Source organism: Streptomyces ortus, assembly GCF_026341275.1.
GTDB lineage: Bacteria > Actinomycetota > Actinomycetes > Streptomycetales > Streptomycetaceae > Streptomyces > Streptomyces ortus.
Genome location: NZ_JAIFZO010000002.1, coordinates 7,952,464 through 7,972,456 on the forward strand (window position 1 = coordinate 7,952,464; position 19,993 = coordinate 7,972,456).

At 72.1% G+C, this 19,993-nt stretch carries 18 protein-coding genes and 1 pseudogene; 14 read left to right on the forward strand and 5 right to left on the reverse strand.

Features of this window, described 5'->3' with window-relative positions; translation table 11 throughout:
* Positions 1 to 26 precede the first annotated feature (26 nt).
* The 8 genes from K3769_RS37825 (at position 27) to K3769_RS37860 (ending at position 8,823) form a co-directional block, all read left to right on the forward strand.
* The gene (locus K3769_RS37825) at positions 27 to 1,367 is read left to right on the forward strand and encodes an LLM class flavin-dependent oxidoreductase (RefSeq protein WP_267030726.1); all 1,341 of its coding nucleotides are present in this window, start codon (positions 27 to 29) and stop codon (positions 1,365 to 1,367) included.
* Between the two features lie 9 nt (positions 1,368 to 1,376).
* Entirely contained in the window at positions 1,377 to 2,441 is a 1,065-nt protein-coding gene (locus K3769_RS37830) for an LLM class flavin-dependent oxidoreductase (protein WP_267030727.1), read from the forward strand.
* A gap of 1 nt (position 2,442) precedes the next feature.
* A complete protein-coding gene (locus K3769_RS37835; protein WP_267030728.1) occupies positions 2,443 to 3,222 on the forward strand; it encodes an alpha/beta hydrolase in 780 nt (259 codons plus the stop codon).
* 103 nt (positions 3,223 to 3,325) lie between these two features.
* Positions 3,326 to 3,883, forward strand: coding sequence for an NADPH-dependent FMN reductase (gene ssuE / locus K3769_RS37840; protein ID WP_267030729.1), 558 nt, complete (start codon positions 3,326 to 3,328; stop codon positions 3,881 to 3,883).
* A 168-nt stretch (positions 3,884 to 4,051) separates the two neighbouring features.
* On the forward strand, positions 4,052 to 4,633 hold the full coding sequence (locus tag K3769_RS37845; RefSeq protein ID WP_267030730.1) for a tellurite resistance TerB family protein: 582 nt from the start codon (positions 4,052 to 4,054) through the stop codon (positions 4,631 to 4,633).
* A gap of 134 nt (positions 4,634 to 4,767) precedes the next feature.
* Positions 4,768 to 5,709: an SGNH/GDSL hydrolase family protein gene (locus K3769_RS37850; protein WP_267030731.1), complete on the forward strand. Its 942-nt coding sequence runs from the start codon at positions 4,768 to 4,770 to the stop codon at positions 5,707 to 5,709.
* 163 nt (positions 5,710 to 5,872) lie between these two features.
* The gene (locus K3769_RS37855) at positions 5,873 to 7,234 is read left to right on the forward strand and encodes an NAD(P)/FAD-dependent oxidoreductase (protein WP_267030732.1); all 1,362 of its coding nucleotides are present in this window, start codon (positions 5,873 to 5,875) and stop codon (positions 7,232 to 7,234) included.
* 440 nt (positions 7,235 to 7,674) lie between these two features.
* A complete protein-coding gene (locus K3769_RS37860; protein ID WP_267030733.1) occupies positions 7,675 to 8,823 on the forward strand; it encodes a DUF475 domain-containing protein in 1,149 nt (382 codons plus the stop codon).
* A gap of 90 nt (positions 8,824 to 8,913) precedes the next feature.
* On the opposite strand, the gene K3769_RS37865 is transcribed toward K3769_RS37860, so the two are convergent.
* Positions 8,914 to 9,249: a YnfA family protein gene (locus K3769_RS37865; RefSeq protein ID WP_267030734.1), complete on the reverse strand. Its 336-nt coding sequence runs from the start codon at positions 9,247 to 9,249 to the stop codon at positions 8,914 to 8,916.
* 195 nt (positions 9,250 to 9,444) lie between these two features.
* Positions 9,445 to 9,810, reverse strand: a complete 366-nt coding sequence (locus K3769_RS37870; RefSeq protein ID WP_267030735.1) for an STAS domain-containing protein — start codon at positions 9,808 to 9,810, stop codon at positions 9,445 to 9,447.
* Positions 9,811 to 9,987: 177 nt separating this feature from the next.
* Here K3769_RS37870 and K3769_RS37875 point away from each other — a divergent pair, with 177 nt between their 5' ends.
* On the forward strand, positions 9,988 to 10,440 hold the full coding sequence (locus tag K3769_RS37875; RefSeq protein ID WP_267030736.1) for an ATP-binding protein: 453 nt from the start codon (positions 9,988 to 9,990) through the stop codon (positions 10,438 to 10,440).
* A gap of 242 nt (positions 10,441 to 10,682) precedes the next feature.
* Positions 10,683 to 11,798: a DNA alkylation repair protein gene (locus K3769_RS37880; protein ID WP_267030737.1), complete on the forward strand. Its 1,116-nt coding sequence runs from the start codon at positions 10,683 to 10,685 to the stop codon at positions 11,796 to 11,798.
* Between the two features lie 36 nt (positions 11,799 to 11,834).
* Here K3769_RS37880 and K3769_RS37885 read toward each other — a convergent pair whose 3' ends face one another.
* Positions 11,835 to 12,470, reverse strand: coding sequence for a TetR/AcrR family transcriptional regulator (locus K3769_RS37885; protein WP_267030738.1), 636 nt, complete (start codon positions 12,468 to 12,470; stop codon positions 11,835 to 11,837).
* Between the two features lie 109 nt (positions 12,471 to 12,579).
* Here K3769_RS37885 and K3769_RS37890 point away from each other — a divergent pair, with 109 nt between their 5' ends.
* From K3769_RS37890 to K3769_RS37900, 3 genes and pseudogenes are all read left to right on the forward strand, one after another.
* Positions 12,580 to 13,542, forward strand: coding sequence for a zinc-binding dehydrogenase (locus K3769_RS37890; RefSeq protein ID WP_267030739.1), 963 nt, complete (start codon positions 12,580 to 12,582; stop codon positions 13,540 to 13,542).
* 52 nt (positions 13,543 to 13,594) lie between these two features.
* Positions 13,595 to 13,735: pseudogene (locus K3769_RS37895) on the forward strand (hypothetical protein); the annotation flags it as partial.
* 388 nt (positions 13,736 to 14,123) lie between these two features.
* Positions 14,124 to 15,131 carry a LysR family transcriptional regulator gene (locus K3769_RS37900; RefSeq protein ID WP_267030740.1) on the forward strand — a complete coding sequence of 336 codons (1,008 nt, stop codon included), beginning with the start codon at positions 14,124 to 14,126 and terminating at the stop codon, positions 15,129 to 15,131.
* A 72-nt stretch (positions 15,132 to 15,203) separates the two neighbouring features.
* On the opposite strand, the gene K3769_RS37905 is transcribed toward K3769_RS37900, so the two are convergent.
* On the reverse strand, positions 15,204 to 15,869 hold the full coding sequence (locus K3769_RS37905; protein ID WP_267030741.1) for a GAF and ANTAR domain-containing protein: 666 nt from the start codon (positions 15,867 to 15,869) through the stop codon (positions 15,204 to 15,206).
* 248 nt (positions 15,870 to 16,117) lie between these two features.
* Here K3769_RS37905 and K3769_RS37910 point away from each other — a divergent pair, with 248 nt between their 5' ends.
* Positions 16,118 to 16,912 carry an SDR family NAD(P)-dependent oxidoreductase gene (locus tag K3769_RS37910; protein WP_267030742.1) on the forward strand — a complete coding sequence of 265 codons (795 nt, stop codon included), beginning with the start codon at positions 16,118 to 16,120 and terminating at the stop codon, positions 16,910 to 16,912.
* A 23-nt stretch (positions 16,913 to 16,935) separates the two neighbouring features.
* Here the strand turns inward: K3769_RS37910 and K3769_RS37915 are convergent, their stop codons facing one another.
* The gene (locus K3769_RS37915; protein ID WP_267030743.1) at positions 16,936 to 19,863 is read right to left on the reverse strand and encodes a helix-turn-helix transcriptional regulator; all 2,928 of its coding nucleotides are present in this window, start codon (positions 19,861 to 19,863) and stop codon (positions 16,936 to 16,938) included.
* Positions 19,864 to 19,993 lie beyond the last annotated feature (130 nt).

Sequence of the window (19,993 nt, forward strand, 5' to 3'; positions counted from 1 at the left end):
CCAGCGTTTCACCGAGAGGAACCCCCATGCCCCGTATCATCCACCTCGCCCTGCACCCCTACGGCGTCGGCGGCCCCGGCCAGCACGGTCTCTGGAAGGACCCGAGCGTCGCGAAGAACGCCAGCATCGACATCAACTACTACATCAAGCAGGCCCAGGCGGCCGAACACGCCCTCTTCGACGCCCTGTTCATCGTCGACAGCCAGTTCATCAACGCGACCTACCCGGCGCACTACCTCAACCGCCTGGAACCACTGACCCTGTTGTCCGCGGTGGCCACCCACACCCGGCACATCGGCCTGGTGGGCACAGCGAGTTCGACCTACAACTCACCCTTCAACCTCGCCCGCCGGTTCGCCTCGCTCGACCACATCAGCGGCGGCCGGGCCGGCTGGAACGTGGTGACCAGCTTCGACACCGGCACATCCCGCAACTACGGGCTCGACGAACACCTCGACTACGCCACCCGCTACGGCCGGGCCCTGGAGTTCGTCCAGGTCGCCCGCGGTCTGTGGGACTCGTACGAGGACGACGCGTTCCCCGCGGACGTCGAGCGGGGCGTCTTCCTCGACCCCGCCAAACTGCACGAACTGGGCCACGAGGGCGAGCACTTCAAGGTGGCCGGACCGCTCAACCTCTCCCGCTCGCCGCAGGGCCAGCCGGTCATCTTCCAGGCCGGCGTCTCGGAGGAGGGCCGTGACCTCGCCGCACGGGTCGCCGAGGGCATCTACGCGCCGGGCGGTTCACTGCGGCAGGCGCAGGAGTACTACGCCGACATCAAGAAGCGCACCGCCTCGTACGGCCGCGACCCCGAGCACATCAAGATCTTCATCCACGGCGGTCCGGTCGTCGGCGCCACCGACGAGGCCGCCAGGCGCCGCGAGCGGGAGATCTTCGAGGAGGACAACGACTTCCAGGGCAACCTCGCGCTCCTCGGCCGCTCCTTCGGCGCGTACGACTTCAGCGCCCACGACCTGGACGCGCCGTTCCCGGACGTGGCGCATCTCGCGGAGAAGGGCGGCCGGACCGGAGCGTCCAAGCTGATCGAGCGGGCGAAGGCGGAGAACCTGACATTGCGTCAAGTCGCCGAGTCGGTGCGTGAGTTCCGCAGCTCGCCGTTCGTCGGGGCGCCGGGGACCGTCGCCGACACCATCGAGGAGTGGTTCGACGCGGGCACCTTCGACGGCATCAACCTCGCCTTCCGTAACAACGCCGACCTGGAACTCTTCGTCGACGGTGTCGTCCCGATCCTGCAGAAGCGAGGTCTGTTCCGCACCGAGTACGCGGCCGACACCCTGCGCGGCAACCTCGGCCTGCCGGTCCCCGCCAACCGCCACACCCGCGAGCCCGGCCTCGCGGACCACTGAGGGCGACACATGAGCGAACTGCCGCTGACGGCCGGGCACGACGTCACACCGCGCTTCAGACTCGGCTTCCTCACCCACGTCCAGGGCCGGACCACCGACCTGGCCCAGACCTACCGCAACGCGGCCGAACTCTTCGTCGTCGCCGACGAACTCGGCTTCGACGTCGGCCGGGTCGCCCAGCACCACGACCCAGACAGCGGCGGCGGCCTCTCCTCACCCTGGACGTTCCTCGCCCACGCCGCGGCGCACACCACCCGCATCCGCCTCGGTACGGCCATCACGGTGCTGCCGCTGGAGGACCCGGTCCGCCTCGCCGAGGACGTCGCCGTCGTCGACACGCTCAGCGGTGGCCGCGTCGAGGTCGGCGTCGGCAGCGGCTACAGCGAGCTGGAGTACGCCGCGTTCGGCCGGGACCCCACCCGCAAACGCGAGTTGACCACCGAGCACCTGGACGTGCTGCGCGCAGCCCTGGCCGGCGGTGAGGTGCGCACGCCCGGCTTCCGCGTCCAGCCCGCGCCCGGGGACTTCTCCGACCGGATCCGGCAGGGCGTCTTCAGCGGGCCGGGCGCGCGGCACGCCGCCGCCGGCGGTTCGAACCTGCTGCTCAACCGGGCGGCGTACGGGTTCGACGCGCCCACCGACGAGATACAGCGGCCCTGGGCCGACGCGTACCTGGCGGCGTGGGACCGGCCGCGGCGCCCGCGTATCGGACTGTCCCGGTTCGTGTTCCCGGCGAAGGACCGGCGCACGGCGCTTCGGCACATCGGGGACGACGTGCACCGGGCGGCCCTGCGCATGGCAGAGAGCGGGGCCTTCCCCAAGGGCCTCGCTCAGGAGGAGGCGCTGCGCCGCTTCCACTGCTTCCACGGCGCCCCCGAGGAGATCGTCGCGGAGCTGCGGCGGGAGCGGGCGCTGCCCCTCGCGACCGACCTCATCACCCAGTTCAACCCCGCGGTCCTCGACCACGACACCGCCGTCCGCGCCCTCGAACTCATCGCGACCGAGGTGGCGCCCGCCCTGGGCTGGCAGCCCGCGACCGAGCCCGCACCCGCACCCGCACCCGCAGGAGTCTGACATGACCGGATACACCGACCACCACGCCCCCGAGGGCCTGCGCACCCGCGGCACCGTCATCGTGGTACCCGGCAGGGGAGAGACCCGCGAGACCTACACCCGGCTGGGCAGGCGGCTCGCCGCCGACGCCTACCGCGTCCGGGTCGTCGATGCCCCGGTCATCGACGCCGACGTTCCGGACGGCCAACTGGCCGCCCTCGGAGCCCGGTTGACCGCCGCCGCCGAGGGCACCGCTGACGGCACCGCCGACGGGATCGTCCGCCCGCTCGTGCTCCTGGGCGCGGACACCGGGGCCCTCGCCGTGGCCGCGCTCGTCGGCGCGGCCGACACCCCGGCCGGCCCGCGCCCGGACGCCCTCGTACTCGCCGGGCTCCCGGGCCCGACCGTCGGCGCCGCCACCGCCGGCACCTGGGACGACGAACTCGACGTACGCACATCCTGCCCGGCCCACCGTGGCCGGCTCACGGACGACACCCACGTACGCCGGGGCGCACTCGGCGAGCCCGTGCCGGAGGCGCTGCTCGCCGCGGCCCACGGCAACGAGGCCGACGTACCGGCGCTGATCCTCGTCGGCGACGCCGACCCCCTCGCGGACCACGACGCGCTCGTCCGCACGGCCAAGTCCCTGCCCCGCGCCCGCCTGTCGACCGTCCGCGGCGCTCACCACGACGTGCTGAACGATCTGCAGCACCGCTCGGTGGCGGCCGAGATCGTCACCTTCCTGGAGGCCCTGCGCAACGAACTGGTCCCCCTGATCACCGTGGAGACCAGCGACTGGTGAGGGGTCCTGCCTCGCCTGTCATGGACCCCGCCCCACCCCTCACGGACCCCGGCCCCACCCCTCACGCGCCCCGTCCGCACCCCGCATCCTGAAAGGTCCCCTCATGGCCGCGATTCTGTCCGTCTCCGGAAGCCCTTCGGCCACCTCCCGCACCACGCGACTCCTGCGCCACCTGGACGACCGGCTGCGGGACCACGGGCACGACGTCGTCTCCCTGGAGGCGCGCACGCTGCCCGCCGAGGCGCTGCTCGGTGCCGACTTCCGGCACCCGGCCGTCGTCGCGGCCACGGCCCTGTTCGAGCGGGTGGACGGAGTGGTGATCGGCACCCCCGTCTACAAGGCCGCCTACTCGGGGCTGCTGAAGTCCCTGCTGGACCTGCTCCCGCAGTACGCGCTGGCCGGCAAGACGGTCCTGCCGCTCGCCACCGGCGGCAGCACGGCCCACGTCCTGGCCATCGACTACGCGCTGCGGCCGGTCCTCAGCTCCATGGGGGCCGCGCACATCGTCCAGGGCTGGTTCACGCTCGACAAGGACATCACGGCGGGGGACGACGGCAGCCTGACCGTCGCGCCGGGTGCGGCGCAGGCGCTGGCCCAGGTCACGGACCAGTTCTCCGTCGCGCTGGGCGGTCGGACGACGGTACTGGCGCCCGTGGGGTAGACCGGGTTTGCCCGTCTCGCCCCTGCACATGATCTTTTTACGTTACCTTTGCCAATCGGGAACCTCTCCTGTGGCGGCGGCCGTTCAACTGACGGACCGCGCACAGGAATCAACCCGGGCGCGGGAATCGACCGCGTACAGGCAACAGCAGAAGCCGAGGTGGCAGTAGTGGCGATGTTCGACCGGCTCAAAGAGCAGGCGAAGAACCTCCAGCAGTCCCGGAGCGGCGGGGGAGGGACGGCTCAGGGGCAGCACGGTGGCCATGCGCCCGGCTCGTCCTCCGCCGGTTCCCCGAGCTCCTCCGGTGGTTCGAAGGCCCAGCTGCTCGGGCTGTTCAAGTCCCAGCTCGCGTCGGCGAAGGCGGAGCTGAAGAGCGGTTCGTACCGGGACGCCAGCATGGCGATGTGCGCCCTGGTGGCCGCGGCCGACGGCCGGGTCGACCCGGCGGAGCGGCAGCGCGTGGAGGAGCTGATCGCTTCGAACGAGGTGCTGCAGAACTTCCCCGCGGACCAGCTGCGCCAGCGCTTCAACCAGCACGTGGACCGGCTCACGGCCAACTTCGAACAGGGCAAGGCCGAGGCGCTGCGTGACATCGCCAAGGCGGCCAAGAAGCCGGCGGAGGCTCGCGCGGTCGTCCAGACCGGCATGGTCGTCGCGGGCGCCGACGGGCACTTCGAGGCGTCCGAGCAGTACGCGATCCGTGAGGCCTGCACGGCACTCGGGCTCTCGCCCACGGAGTTCGGCGTCTGAGGGACGCGGCCGGCTCCGGCCGGCCGCAGGGTGCGGCGGACGAGAACACGAGGCACTCCCAGCTCTGGCCCCGGGACTGAACCGGCCGGTATACAAGGGCAGTCATTCACCGTCCGCACCCAGGGGGAACCTCGATGAACCGTCGCACCCGGTACGACAGGCCCGCATCGAACCGCCGCCGGGCGACCGCCGTGGCGGCAGCCGTCAGCGGCTGCGCCCTCGTCATCGCCTCCGCGGGGCCCGTCGCGGCACACGGGGGCGGCCCCGGCACAGGGCACGGTGGCGGCCATGGCAAGGGCACGGACTACGCCGCGCTGGGCGACTCGTACACCTCCGGTCCCCTGATCCCGAAGCAGGTGGACGCGAACTGCGCCCGCTCCGACCGCAACTACCCCTCACTCGTCGCCGCGGAGCGCAGAGTGTCCACGTTCAAGGACGTGAGCTGCAGCGGTGCGACGACCGAGCACATGTGGAAGGCGCAGGGCACCAACCCGCCGCAGCTCAACGCCCTGCGGCGGAGCACCGACCTGGTGACCGTCCAGATCGGCGGCAACGACTTCGGGTTCGGCTCCGTCATCACCACCTGCGCGCAACTGAGTGCGCAGGACCTCGCGGGCAATCCGTGCCAACGCCACTACACGTCGGCGTCCGGCGCCGACCAACTGACGCTGAAGATCCTCGACACCGCGCCCAAGATCGCCGCCGTACTGCGGGCCGTGCACGCCAGGGCGCCGCACGCGCGCGTGCTCCTCGTCGGCTACCCGGATCTCCTGCCGGAGGACGGCAGCGGCTGCTACCCCTCGGTCCCGTTCGCGGCGAAGGACTTCCCGTATCTGCGCGACACCGGCAAGCGCCTGAACCTGATGATGCGCGCGGTGGCGAAGCTGAACCACGCGGAGTACGTCGACACGTACGGGCCCACGATCGGCCACGACATGTGCAAGGCCCCCGCGGTCCGCTGGGTCGAACCCCTGCAGCCGGCCTCGCCCGCGGCCCCGGCACACCCCAATGCCAAGGGCGAGGCGGCCATGGCCGGTGCCGTACTGAAGCAGCTCCGCAAGGGGCACGGCCACTGACGGATGACCCCTTCCCGTCCGCTTTGCACCCCCTCCCGGAGCCGACTCGCCGGTTTCGGGAGGTACGTCGGCTCGTCTCGTTGAGGGATCACCATGTGCGATGAGGGGACTCGTGGGCACAGGGGAGTGGGGGGAGCCCGACAGTACGCGGCCGGTGAAAGGGATGAACATCGTGGTACGACCGAAGATCTTGGTGGTGGGAGCGGGCTTCGCGGGAGTGGAGTGCGTACGCCGCCTCGAACGCAAGCTGGGACCCGACGAGGCCGACCTGGCGCTGGTGACACCCTTCTCCTACCAGCTCTACCTGCCACTGCTGCCGCAGGTCGCCTCGGGGGTACTCACCCCGCAGTCCATCGCGGTGTCGCTGCGCCGCAGTCGCAGGTACCGCACCCGCATCATTCCCGGTGGCGCCATCGGCGTGGACGTGAAGGCCAAGGTCTGCGTCGTCCGCAAGATCACCGGCGAGATCGTCAACGAGCGGTACGACCGGATCGTGCTGGCACCGGGCAGCGTCACCCGTACCTTCGACATCCCGGGCCTCGCCGACAACGCCCGCGGTATGAAGACGCTCGCCGAGGCCGCGTACATCCGTGACCATGTGATCTCGCAGCTCGACATCGCCGACGCCAGCCACGACGAGGCCGAGCGGGCGGCCCGGCTCCAGTTCGTGGTGGTCGGCGGCGGCTACGCCGGTACGGAGACGGCCGCGTGCCTGCAGCGCCTGACGCACAACGCCGTCAAGCGCTACCCCAGGCTCGATCCGAAGCTGATCAAGTGGCATCTGATCGACATCGCGCCGAAGCTGATGCCCGAACTGGGCGACAAACTCGGCGACAGCGCCCTGCAGATCCTGCGCAGGCGCGGCATCGACGTCTCCCTGGGCGTGTCCATCGAGAAGGCGGGCCCCGACGAGGTCACCTTCACCGACGGCCGGGTGATCCCGACCCACACGCTGATCTGGACCGCCGGAGTCGCGGCCAGCCCGCTCATCGCGACCCTGGGCGCCGAGACGATCAAGGGGCGTCTCGCCGTCAGCTCGGAGATGTCCCTGCGCGGCCACGACGGCGTCTTCGCTCTCGGTGACGCCGCCGCCGTACCGGACGAGGCCAAGGACGTGGCGGGCGCCGTCTGCCCGCCGACCGCCCAGCACGCGATGCGCCAGGGCAGGCACGTCGCCGACAACGTCATCGCCTCGCTGCGCGGGCAGCGGATGACGCCGTACGTCCACAAGGACCTGGGACTCGTCGTCGACCTCGGCGGCTTCGACGCCGTGTCCAAGCCGCTCGGCATCGAGCTGCGCGGCCTGCCGGCGCTGGTGGCCGCCCGCGGCTACCACTGGGCGGCGTTGCGCACCAACGTGGCGAAGGCCCGGGTGGCGACGAACTGGGTGCTGAACTCCCTGGCGGGCGACGATTTCGTACGCACGGGGTTCCAGTCGCGTACGCCCGCGACGCTGCGGGACTTCGAGTACACGAACGCGTATCTGACGCCGGAGGAGATCCGGGAGCGCACCGCGGCCGGGTGACGAGCGCGTCCCTGCCGGTGCCTGAAGACGCGGTGCCCGAAGGTCCGGTGCCGGGAGAGTGACGTGGAACCCGGGTGGTCCCGGGCGTACGGAGGTGGGGCGCACGCCGGTTCGCGGCGTGCGCCCATCACTTCGCCCGGGGTGCCGCGCGAGTGCGCCGACGCCGTCCGCGCACCGCTCCGGGAGAATGCGGGGGACGAAGTCGGCCACGACGGCCCCTTCCGGACCGAGCCGCGCGTCGGCATCTCGCGGACAGCCCCGGAACAGGGGGCGGCCGACCGGCACAGAGCCTCCGCACATCACCGCGGGAACAGCGGGACCTGCGTGGGTACCATCGACGTGCCCGTCTGCCCGTCACCTCCCACGCACCACGCGGACACCATCCACCACACAACAGCGCAACGGGGCCCACGGCCCCCCACCACACGATGGGGTAACCAGTGCTTCTGAAAACCTTCGGCTGGTCGTTCGCGGTCACCGCGCTCGCCCTGGCCGCAGCGGTCTTCTACGGAGGGTGGACCGGCTTCGGCATCGTGGCGATCCTCGCCATCCTCGAGATCTCCCTGTCGTTCGACAACGCGGTCGTCAACGCCGGAATCCTGAAGAAGATGAACGCCTTCTGGCAGAAGATCTTCCTCACCGTCGGTGTCCTCATCGCCGTGTTCGGTATGCGACTGGTCTTCCCCGTCGTCATCGTGGCGGTCAGCGCCTCCATGGGCCCGATCGAGGCCGTCGACCTCGCCCTCACGGACAAGGACCGCTACCAGCAACTGGTCACCGACGCCCACCCGTCGATCGCCGCCTTCGGTGGCATCTTCCTGCTGATGATCTTCCTCGACTTCATCTTCGAGGACCGTGACATCAAGTGGCTCGGCTGGCTGGAGCGCCCGCTCGCCAAGCTCGGCAAGGTCGACATGCTGTCGGTCTGCATCGCGTTGATCGTGCTGCTGATCACCTCCCTGACCTTCGCGGCCCACGCCCACCAGCACGGTGGCGCGCATGCCGACAAGGCGGAAACGGTCCTGCTCTCGGGTATCGCGGGCCTGGTCACGTACATGATCGTGGGTGGTCTCTCCGGCCACTTCGAGAACCGGATCGAAGAGGACGAGGAACGGGAGCAGGAGGCGCAGGGCGAGGCCGAACGCACCGGGAAACCGCGCTCCGCGGTCGCCCTGGCGGGCAAGGCCGCCTTCTTCATGTTCCTGTACCTCGAAGTCCTGGACGCGTCCTTCTCCTTCGACGGCGTCATCGGTGCCTTCGCCATCACCAACGACATCGTCCTGATGGCCCTGGGCCTCGGTACCGGCGCGATGTACGTCCGTTCGCTGACCGTGTACCTGGTCCGCCAGGGCACCCTCGACGACTACGTCTACCTGGAGCACGGCGCCCACTACGCGATCGGCGCCCTGTCGGTCATCCTCCTCGTCACCATCCAGTACGAGATCAACGAGGTGATCACCGGACTCGTCGGCGTCGTCCTGATCGCCTGGTCCTTCTGGTCCTCCGTGCGCCGCAACAAGGCACTCGCCAAGGAGGGCTCGGACGACCCCGCCGATCCGGACAAGAGCAGGGCCGTGACCGGTACCTGACGCCCCGGCCGGCCGTACGTACGTCCGTTCTGTGACGTCGATGTGTCCTCCAGGGCCCCACTCCGCCGCCGACGGCGAGGGTGGGGCCCGTCAGTGCGAGCGGGGAGCGTACATGATCACCGCCATGCCGGTGAGGCAGACCAGGGCGCCGACGATGTCGTAGCGGTCGGGGCGGTAACCGTCGGCGACCATGCCCCAGGCGATCGATCCCGCGACGAAGACCCCGCCGTAAGCGGCGAGGATACGACCGAAGTTGTCGTCGGACTGGAAGGTGGCGACCACACCGTAGAGGCCGAGCGCGATGACGCCGGCGCCGATCCAGATCCAGCCCCTGTGCTCACGGACGCCCTGCCACACCAGCCAGGCGCCGCCGATCTCGAAGAGGGCGGCGACGACGAACAGGGCGACGGAACGAGCGACGATCATAACGACCGACCCTACCCGCGTACCCTGCGCGCGCCTTCAACGTCCGACGCCCCCTGAGTCAGTTGCGCGGACGCGCCGCGCGCGCAGGGACGGCTGAGCACAGCCCACCTGCGGCCGGCCGACCGCCCCACCGGCCGACCGCCCCACCGGCCGGGCGCACGAGGCGACCGGCGAGGCGGGTGCCCGGGCGTGCGCTCAGGCGTTCACGGCCTGTTCGATGGTGGGGTGGCAACTGATCAACGTGTCCATGCCGACGATCTGCAGGATCCGCAGCACGGATTCCTGCGCGCCGGCGATGCGCAGCCAGCCCTCTGTGGCACTCACGGCCTGGTACGCGCCGATGAAGACGCTGATCCCGCTTGAGTCCATGAAGGTCACACCGCTGAGGTCGACCACCGTCCGCGGACGCGTCGTGCCGTCGGGCGGCAGCAGGGCCTTGCCGAGCATGTCCTTGACGGTGTGGTCGATCTCGCCTCGCACGGTCACGACTCGGATGCCGCCGATGGCGGAGTGCTCGACGGAGAGCCGGCCTGGCTGATCCACGCTCTGAATGGGGGTCACCGTCTCCTCGACTGCGGTTGTGTGCCCGGACTCGTCCCGGGCCACGAGGTGCCCGGCCATTGTGCCCGAACGCGTTACCTCATGCACCCACACAGTTGTGCCGGAGAGCACATTTGTACGATGCATGAATGGCGGGGCGAAGGGTAGCGGAGCGCCTGTGAACGGAGAATGAGGGCGATGCCGGTGGGATCCCACGACGACGGTGACGGCTGTACCGGGTCGGACAGACATGCGATACAGACCGGCTTCGCCATAGGCGGGGGCGACGGATGCATCGCCGAGGCCCGCCATCACGCCGCGGCCTTCCTCGAACGGGTCCGCACCGAGCGGCGCGCGCCCGTGACGGCCCGCGTGCTGGATCTGACCCAGCTGGTGGTCAGTGAGCTGGTCACCAATGCCTGCAAGTACGCTCCCGGGCCCGCCCTGATGGAGCTGCGCGTCACCTGCGAGACCGTGGACGTCATCGTGTGGGACAGCGATCCGACGGTCCCCGAGGCGCATGCCGCCGACGCGGGCAGGGTCGGCCAGCACGGCCTGGAGATCGTCAAGGCCGTGGCCCAGGACCTGCGGATCCACGCGGAGCCGGTCGGCAAGCGGATAACGGCCCGCATCGCCCTGGCCGACCCGTAAGGTGCCCGGGTCGACGGCCTGGGGCGAACGCACCACCCTCTTCGACGCAGACGCAGACGCAGACGCAGACGCAGACGCAGACGCCGACCGCAGACGCCGACCGCAGGCGCCGACCGCAGGCGCCGACGCTCGCGGCCGGCTCCCGCGAGGCCAGGACCGTACCTGTCCGGATCTGCTCGTAGCCTGGACCGGCAGCCCGCCACCGCCCGCCCCGCAGTGTCTCGCCCGACAGAGGGACCGCCATGCCGTTCGCCGACGAGCTCATCGGCCGCCACACCGTGCAGAGCCTCACGCATGCCATCCAGGTCGCCGCCCCGGACGCCGAACTGACGGCGCTGCGCGCGGCGCCCGGGCTGATCGATCCGTTGTCCCTGCGGGAGCGTGCCGATCTGCTGCGCGACGCCCTGCTCGCGGACCTCCCGGGTGACTACGCCGCGCTGGCCCGGACCGTACGCGTCGCCCGCGACGACGCCCCGCAGTTCACCGGTTGGCTGATCTGGCCGGTGACCGCCGCGCTCGCCACCCGCGCCGTCCAGGAGAGCGGAGCGGCAACCTTCGACGACGCGATGGACCTCCTCGCGAGTCTCACCGGGCGGCTGTCCTCGGAGTTCGCCCTCAGGACACTGCTGCGGCACGATCTCGACCGGGCCCTCGGCATCGTCGTGGACGAGTGGACCCGTTCTGCCGACCCCGACGTGCGCAGGCTGGCCTCCGAAGGCACTCGTCCCTACCTTCCCTGGGCGGTACGGGTCCCGGACATCCTGGCCCGTCCCGCGGTGACCGTGCCCATCCTGGACGCCCTCCACCGGGACGAGAGCGACTACGTACGCCGCTCGGTCGCCAACCATCTCAACGACCTCAGCCGCGACCATCCCGAGGTCGTCGTCGACACGGCCCGCCGCTGGCTGGAGAGCCCCGGCGCGGGCACCGAGCGCCTGGTGCGCCACGGGCTGCGCACCCTGGTCAAACGAGGGCACCCCGGCGCCCTGGAACTGCTCGGTTTCGCACCCGCGACCGTGGAGGTCGAGGGTCCCCGACTGGACCGGAACGACGTCCCGTTCGGCGGCACGGTCCGCTTCACGGCGTCGATCCGCAACACCGGCGACGCCGAGGCGCGGCTCACGATCGACTACGTCGTGCACCATCGCAAGGCCAACGGCGGCCAGACCGGCAAGACCTTCAAACTCACCACCCGCACCCTCGCGCCGGGCGAACGGATCGACATCGCGCGGGAGCATTCGTTCCGGCCGATCACCACCCGCCGCTACCACCCCGGACCGCACGCGATCGCCCTGCAGATCAACGGAGTCGCGACACCCCGCGCCGACTTCGAACTGAGGGCCCCGGACGCGCCATGAGCGCCCCGCCCGCACGTCTCCGCCAGGTGCCGTCGGTCAGACGTCAGCGGGTTCCGAGAGGGCCAACCGTGCCGAGGGCGGCAGCGGTGCGTGCGGGGGACGGGCCTCGAACGCCTGGATCACGAAGCCGGCGAAGCGCCGGGAGGCCGTGACCTGGGCATCGGTCGACGCGGTGTGGATCCCCTTGTTTGCCATCAGCATGAGAACGAGGTCGTCCAGGACGAAGTCGGGACGCAGGCGCCCGGCCTCCTGGGCCCGCCGGGCCAGCCCGGCGACCGCACGCATCGTGTACGCGCGGCCCGTGTCCACGTTCCCCGGCGCGCCGGGGAACGTGGACATGAAGGCTTCCGTGAAGCCGCGGTCGCGTGCGTGCAGTTCGCACACCTTCTCGATCACCTGGCAGAAGCCCCGCCAGGGATCGGGATCCGCGCACCCGTCGTCGACGATGTCACGGCACGCGCGCACCTGGTCCGCGAAGACCGCCGTGATCAGTGCCTGCTTGGTCGGGAAGCGGCGGTACAGGGTGGCGGGACCGACCGCGGCGCGCCGGGCGATCTCCCGCATCGGCACGTCCAGGCCCTCGGCCGCGAACAGTTTCCCGGCCGCGTCGAGGATGCGGTCGCGGTTGTCCACGGCGTCGGAACGCAGCGTGTGAGGCAAACGATCGGTCACCTCTCTCACTTTACCCAAGTGGACGGGGGCGTCCGTTAACGTCCGGAGGTGGCAGCAGGCGCCGGGACCCGCGGGCCCGGCGTACCGGTACGAGCACAGGGAGACGGCTTTGAAGGCGATCGTGATCCGGACGTACGGAGGCCCCGAAGGTCTGGCCGTGGTCGACCTGCCGACACCTTCACCGGCCGCCGGACAGGTACTGATCGCTGCTGAGGCGGTGGGCGTCGGCGGGGTGGACACCGTGATCCGAAGTGGCGCGCTGGCCGCCTACGGCTTCGAGGAGGGGCATGTCCCGGGCAGCGAGACGGCGGGCACGGTCACCGCGGTGGGCGACGGCGTCGACACGTCATGGGTCGGCCGTCGGGTGTGGGGTTTCACCGGCACGGGAGGTGGCTGCGCCGAACAGGCCGTGGTCCCGGTGCGGGAGATCCTTCCCCTCCCGGACGACCTCTCCGCCGCGGACGCGGTGACGCTCGGCAGCTCCGGAGTCGTGGCCCACTACGCGCTGGCGCACGCCCGTTTCACCCCCGGCGAGACGGTCCTGGTGCGCGGCGCGGCGGGCGGTATCGGCGTCATGGCCGTCCAGTTGGCGGCCCAGGGCGGTGCCGCCGCGGTGGCGGTCACCACCTCGTCGGCCGAACGCGGCGCGCGGCTCCGCCGGTTGGGCGCGACCCAGGTACTGGACCGCTCCGGCGAGGGCGGCCAGGGCGCTCCCGCGCACTACGACGTCATCATCGACATCGTCGCCGGTGACGACATGCCGTCGTTCTTCGACAGGCTCGCTCCGAACGGCCGCATGGTCGTCGTCGGTGTCGTGGCGGGTCAGCCGCCGGCGGACTTCGGTACGAAGATGATGGACGCGTTCCGTAGGTCGCTGAGCTTCGCCACCTTCAGCGCGGACACCGTCCCCTCGGGCGACCGGCATGCCGTACGGAGCGAGCAGTTCGCCGCGGCGGGCCGGGGCGAACTGGCGGCGGTCGTGCATGAGGTGCTGCCGCTGGACCAGGCCGTGACGGCCCACCGGAGGATGGACGACGGTGAGGTCTTCGGCAGGATCGTGCTGACGCCGTAACCGCCGCGGAGAGCGTGGTCTCAGCCGGAGAAACGTCTTCGCCGGGGCCACCGTGGTCATCGCGCTCGCCGGACTCTCGGCGGCGGGTGTCCCGCTGCTGACCTCCCTGGGTCTTGCGTCCGCGGGAGCCGTCGCCGCCGCCGTCGTACTGGCACTGGGACTGCTCCCCGCACTGCTGGGCATGTGCGGCCACAGACTCATCCCCAGGGCCGGCACCCGCACCCGCTGGGGCCGCCGAGCGGCACGGGAGCCGGGCGGGCCCTCCACGGGTGTGCGCTGGACCGAGGGCGTACTGCGTCGGCCGGTGCGTACGCTGATCCTCGGAACCGTCGCCCTCGTCGCGCTCGCCCTCCCGGCGATGCAGCTCAAGCTCGCCCTGACCGACGAGGGCAACAGCCCCACCACGACGTCGAGCCGTCAGGCCTACGACGTGGTCGGGGACGTCTTCGGCCCCGGGGGCGAACGGCCCGCTCGTCATCCTTGTCGAGGACGACGACCCGGCCGCCGTCGCCTCGACGGCCACCGCCGTCGAGGGCAGGCTGCGGGAGGTCAAGGGCATCGCGGACGTCAGCGGCGTCGAGGTGGCCGAGGACGAGTCGGCCGCACGCATCCGGATCATCCCCGACACCGGACCGCGTACCCAGCGGACCAGCGACCTGGTGTCCCGGCTGCGCACCGAGATGAAGCCCCTCGCGGCGTCGGGCGGCAGTTGTGTCGCCGTCACCGGACTGACCGCCGTCAGCGCGGCGTCGCGCCGGCTCGGCTGGTCCCTCCCGGTGGTCAGCCAGCGGCTGAGCGCACTGGAGAGCCGGCTCGACGTGCGTCTCGTCCAGCGGGGCACACGCAGGCTGGTACTGACCTCGGAGGGCGCCCTGTACGCGAGCGGGGTCGACTCGATCCTCGACCGGCTCAGCGAGCTGGAGGACCTGGTGACCGAACGGTCCGGGGAGCTGCGCGGCGCCCTGGTCGTCCAGGCGACCCTGGGTCTCGGGCGAGCCCATGTCGCCCCGCTGCTGGCGGAGTTCGCGGCGGCGCACCCCCAACTCCAGGTGCAGTTGCACACGTCGGCGCTGCTCCTGCGCCCGCATCGGCGCACCTTCGACGTGGCCGTGCACGTGGGAAGTCCGCCGGACTCCTCACTGCGGATGCGCCGACCGGCGGAGAACCGCCGGGTGCCGTGCGCGTCGCCCGCGTACCGGGCACGACGTGGTGCGCCCACCCGCGTGGAGGATCTGGCGCGGCACGACTGCATCGTCCTGCGGGAGAACGAGGGGGACGACGCGCTCTGGCGGTTCGGCGACGCCGGCGATCCGCGTCAGGTGCGGGTGCGGGGTGCGCCGCAGAGCAACGACGGGGACATCGTGACGGGCTGGGCCCTGGAGGGCCGAGGCGTGATCATGCGCTCGGTGTGGCATGTCAGGCCCCATGTCGAGCGCGGCGACCTGGTCCGTGTCCTGCCGCACGTCACGACGCCCGCGGCCGACATCTACGCTCTGGTCGAAGACGACGGGGACGTGCCGCGGCGGGTGACCGCGCTGATCGAGCACCTGGCGGCGCAGCTGCCGGGACGCCTGGCACGACCGGCCTGACGCGAGTGTTTCCCCCACGGAAGGACCGCGTTGCCGGACGTCGCGTCGCTCAGGACCAGGCGCCGGGCGTGCCTAGCCATGCCGGGCCAGGACGTCCTCGGTCAGGTCGGGCAGGGGGCGGCCCGTCCCCAGGGCCGTGGAGCGCAGCCGCGTCAGCGCCTCGGCCGGGGTGATTCCCAGCCGCTCGGCCATCACGCCGGTCGCCACATGGGTGCGCTTCCAGTGGACGTCCAGCGCGGGGGCGAGCTTCGCGGTCAGCAGGATGAGCGCCGCGGCCCGTACGGCCAGCCTCGCGGCCTCCTCCGCCTCGGCCCCCAGCGGGCCGGCCTCGAAGCGCAACATGTCCGCCGTCCCCAGGTGCGCGGCCCCCTCCACCAGCGGAAACGCGTAGATGGCACCCACCGTGGACAGCCGTTCGCGGGCCAGCGGACCGAACAGGGGCCACGGGGTCACGGTCCCCTGGAGGTCCTCGACCATGAGCGGCCGGCCGAGCGCCGCCGCCGACACACAGGGGCCTTCGCCCACCTCGAACTGCAGCTCCTCCAGGCGCTCCGCCGCCGGGTTCGTCGCGTGCAGCATCCGCCGGTGCGGCTTCTCCGTCCACAGCGCCAGGGTGACCGCGTCCACCGGCAGGGCCTCGCAGAGGGCTTCCGCCACCCGCTGCGGCGTTTCGCGTTCGTGGTCCGGCCCGGCGGCTGCCTGCACCACCGCTTCGGCGGGCCACCGGTCAACAACCATGTTCGGCCTCACTCTCCACACGTTTCCTCGGAGCACCGCCGCGACGGGATCCTGTACGGCGGAATCCCGTCCGGGTATCCGTCCAGGACACCTCCAAACGGAAGATGACCAGTCTTCGCGGCGGCGCGAGAAGCCCGAGGGCTCTGAGCAGGCGCCCCTTGTTGCGGGAGTGGCTGAACGGGTACCCAACCGACGAACGCACAGCGAGGAGAGCAAGAACAGCTGGAGCAGAGGAAGGGGCGTGTGCGATGCGCATCGATCTGACCGGCCGCACGGCACTGGTCACCGGGTCCACCCAGGGAATCGGCGCGGCGATCGCCGAAGGCCTCGCCCGGGCCGGCGCCCGGGTCGCGGTCAACGGCCGGAGCGCGGAGCGTGCCGAGGAGAGCGCGGCCCGACTGGCCAAGGACGTACCCGGCGCGGACGTCATCGCCGTGGCGGCGGACGTGACCACCGAAGAAGGAGCGGCCCGGGTGGTGGACGCCGTGCCGCGCGTGGACATCCTCGTCAACAACCTCGGCATCTTCGGGTCCGCCGACCCACTGGAAATCACCGACGACGAATGGCGCCGCTACTTCGAGGTCAACGTGCTGGCGGCCGTGCGCCTGATCCGCTCGTACCTGCCAGGCATGACCGAGCGGGGCTGGGGGCGGATCCAGAACATCGCCAGCGACTCGGCGGTCGTCATCCCCGCCGAGATGATCCACTACGGCATGTCGAAGACCGCCCTGCTCGCGGTGAGCAGGGGCTTCGCGAAGGAGGCGGCCGGCACCGGAGTCACGGTGAACTCGGTCGTCGCCGGCCCCACGCACACGGGAGGGGTCGAGGACTTCGTGTACGGGCTCGTCGACCGTGACCTGCCGTGGGACGAGGCCCAGCGTGCCTTCATGAAGGAGCACCGGCCACAGTCCCTGCTGCAACGGCTGATCGAGCCGGAGGAGATCGCGAACATGGTCGTCTACCTCAGCTCCGACCAGGCCTCGGCCACCACGGGAGGCGCGCTGCGGGTCGACGGCGGATACGTCGACTCCATCCTGCCCTGACGCGGCCGGCCCCGCGGGCCTCCTCAGGCAGGGCGTGACCCGTCCACGCCCGGCCGCTCCACCATCCGTGACAGCTCCACCCGGGAGCGGACCCCGAGCACGGCGAACACCTTCCGCAGGTGATAGTCCACCGTGCGGGTGCTCACCGCCAGACGCAGCGCCACCTCCCGGTTCGTGGCACCCTCGGCCACACAGCGCGCTATCCGCAGCTGCTGCGGGGTGAGGCCTTCCAACGCCCCGGCCCCCGCCGCGGCCGGGGCCACGCCGTTCGCCCTCAGTTCGGCACGCGCCTGGTCCGCCCAGATACGGGCGCCGCAGCGTTCGAAGGCGACCAGCGCGGCCCGCAGGCAGCCGCCCGCCTCGCGAAGTCTGCGCCGTCTGCGCAGCCACTTCCCGTACAGGAGCCGCGTACGCGCCTGCTCGAAGTCACCGCCCGCCCGCGCGTGCAGGGCGAGGGCGTCCTCGTACAGTGCGTCGGCGCGGTCCGCGTCGGCCACCAGCGCCCGGCAGCGGGCGAGTTGGGCGGGCGCCTGCACGTCCGCGCCGAAGCGTGCCCACAGCGCGAACTCCTCGACGACGGCGTGAGCGTCCGCCCGCTGTCCGGCGAGCACCGCGGCCTCCACGTAGCAGGGCATGACCAGCATGCGTACGGCGAAGTGGCCGCCGTCCGGGCCGGGACGGACCAGCGGGCCGAGCCGGGCAGCCGCCTCGAAGGGACGCCCGCGCCCCAGGTCGGCGCGGGCCGAGGCCCATTCGGCGAGGGTGGTGGCCTGGCTGAGCCCGTGACGCCGTGCGGTGATCAGGGCGGCGTCGGCATGGTGCGCGACCAGCGTGGACTCGTCCGCGATCGACGCCGCCAGGGCCAGCACGGCATGGTGGTGGGCGGCCACATTGCTCTGCCCGTACCGGTGTGCGGCACGCAGTCCCTCCTCCGCGTGCGCCCGGGCCCGCGCGTGCTGCCCCGTCCGCAACTCCGCGTAGGCCAGCAGCTCCAGAGCCCGCGGCACGGACGCCTCCGGGCCGCGGGAGAGGGCCGCCGCGAGGGTCCGCGCGCCGATCCGGCAGGCGGCGGGCACATCGCCCAGCAGGAGGGCCGCCGCGCCCGACCGCAGCAGCCGCTCCGGCCCGTCCTCCTCCCAGGCGTGCTTGACCACGCGGCGCAGCCGGGGGACGGCCCGGGCGAAGTCCTGTTCCAGCATCGCCCGCATGCCGTGCAGGTATTCCCACGGCAGACTGTCCGCCTCCCCGGCCCGGGCCGGGGAGGGCGGCACCCCGGAGCGGGTGGCCGGGCGGTCCGTGACCGCGCGGCCGTGTGCGACCGCCCTGGTCTGCACCGTCGTCCCGGCGGTACGGTCCGCCGCGTCCAGCGCCCGCAGACAGGCGACGGCGTCTCCCGTGGCCCACGCGGCCTCCGCGGCGGCGAGCCCCGCGAGCAGCGCGTGCGCGGGATCGTCGTGGGCGAGCAGGGAGCGGGCGAGCAGCAGGGCCTCCCCGGCGTCGGCGGCGGGACCGTCACGCAGCGCGATGATCCCCCGCAACCAGGCCGAGCGGCCCCGGACGACGGCAGGCAGGGCACCGTCACCGGCCCGGCCGGTCAGTCGGCGGGCCTCCCGCGCCCGGCCCGCGAGCAGCGCCTGCCCGGCCGCCGCGGTCAGATGCTCCGCCCGTTCGCGTCCATCCGCCGTCAGCTCCGCGGCCCGGGCGTACGCCGCCGCACGCTGGGCGCGGGACGCGGCGACGCACGGATCGGCCGCGGCGGCGGACAGCTGATCCGCCATCGGCGGGGCATGCCCGGCGATCGACCAGGCCCGGTGGAGCAGCGCGACGAGCCCGTGGCCCGCGTCCTCCGGCACGCTCTCCAGCACGCAGGCGAGTGCCCGGTGCGCGGCGCGCCGCCGGTCGGGAGGAGCGCAGGCATGGACCGCTCTGCGGAGCAGCGGGCTGGTGAAGCGGAACCGGCCGCCGGACAGGACGAGGGCGTCCGGGAGCCGGTCCTGGCCGAGTGCGGCCCGTGCCCGGTCGAGTCGTGCCGCCGCTCCGCGGACCAGGTCGGCGTCCGCGCCGCCGCCCTCGGGGTCGTGCTCGTGTGCCGCCGCCACCAGCAGGAGGAGTTCGCTCTCGGCGGCGGAGAACCCCGCCAGATGTGCCCCGGCCACACTCCGTAGCGCTTCGGCGTCGGCCGGCGGCCACGGCAACCGGTGTTCGCCGGACAGTTCGGCGGGGGAAAGGCCGGCCAGCAGCGCGCGCAGCAGGGCGGGATTGCCCTCCGCCTCGTCCAGCAGCTCCATCCGGACGGCCGGGTCGACGGGGCCGCACGCCGTGTCGTCGAGCAGCGCGTCCATGGCGGCCGAGGGCAGCGGCCCGAGCGTCAGGGCGGGCAGCGCAGCGAAATCGGGGTCGGCCGCGTGCTGCCCGGCGACGGTGAGGAGCAGCCGCACCGGTCCGGCCGCGGGCAGCCGCCGGGCGGCGAAGCCCAGGGCGGTCCGCGAGGGGGCGTCCCACAGATGGGCGTCGTCGACGCACACCAGCAGGGGCGATCTCGCCGCGGTGGCGGTCAGCGAGTGGAGCAGCCACTCCGGCGTCGTCCCGTGCTCGGTGTCGTCGGTGGTCCACGGTCCGGGCAGACCGCCGGCGGCACACGCCAGCGCGTGCACGCCGCTCAGCGGCAGCGCGGACTCCGCGCGGCTGGCCCGCACGCGCAGCACGGGCCCGGGGGTGAAGGAGCGGGCCGCCCAGTCGGTCAGCGCGGTACGGCCGAGGCCCGGATCACCGGCCAGTACGAGCACCGGGGCGTCCGGCCCCGACCGGTCCGACAAGGCGGCCAGCGCGGCGAGTTCCGCGCCTCGGCCGCGCGGCGGAAGAGCGGGCGGTGAGGGTGGCTGCTGTACGGGAGACGGCGGTGGGGGAGACGACGGTGGGGGAGACTGGGGCGCGTTCGTCCGTCCGGTCATCCCTGTGACGTTACGTTCGCGCGGCGCGAGGCGGAAGCTCTCCGTCCGGCGCCTCCCGCCCCGCGGATTCCCCCTCCCACCTGCGCCGACACGGCCTTGAGCCGGTGCTCCCGTGTACGCCTGCCCAGCG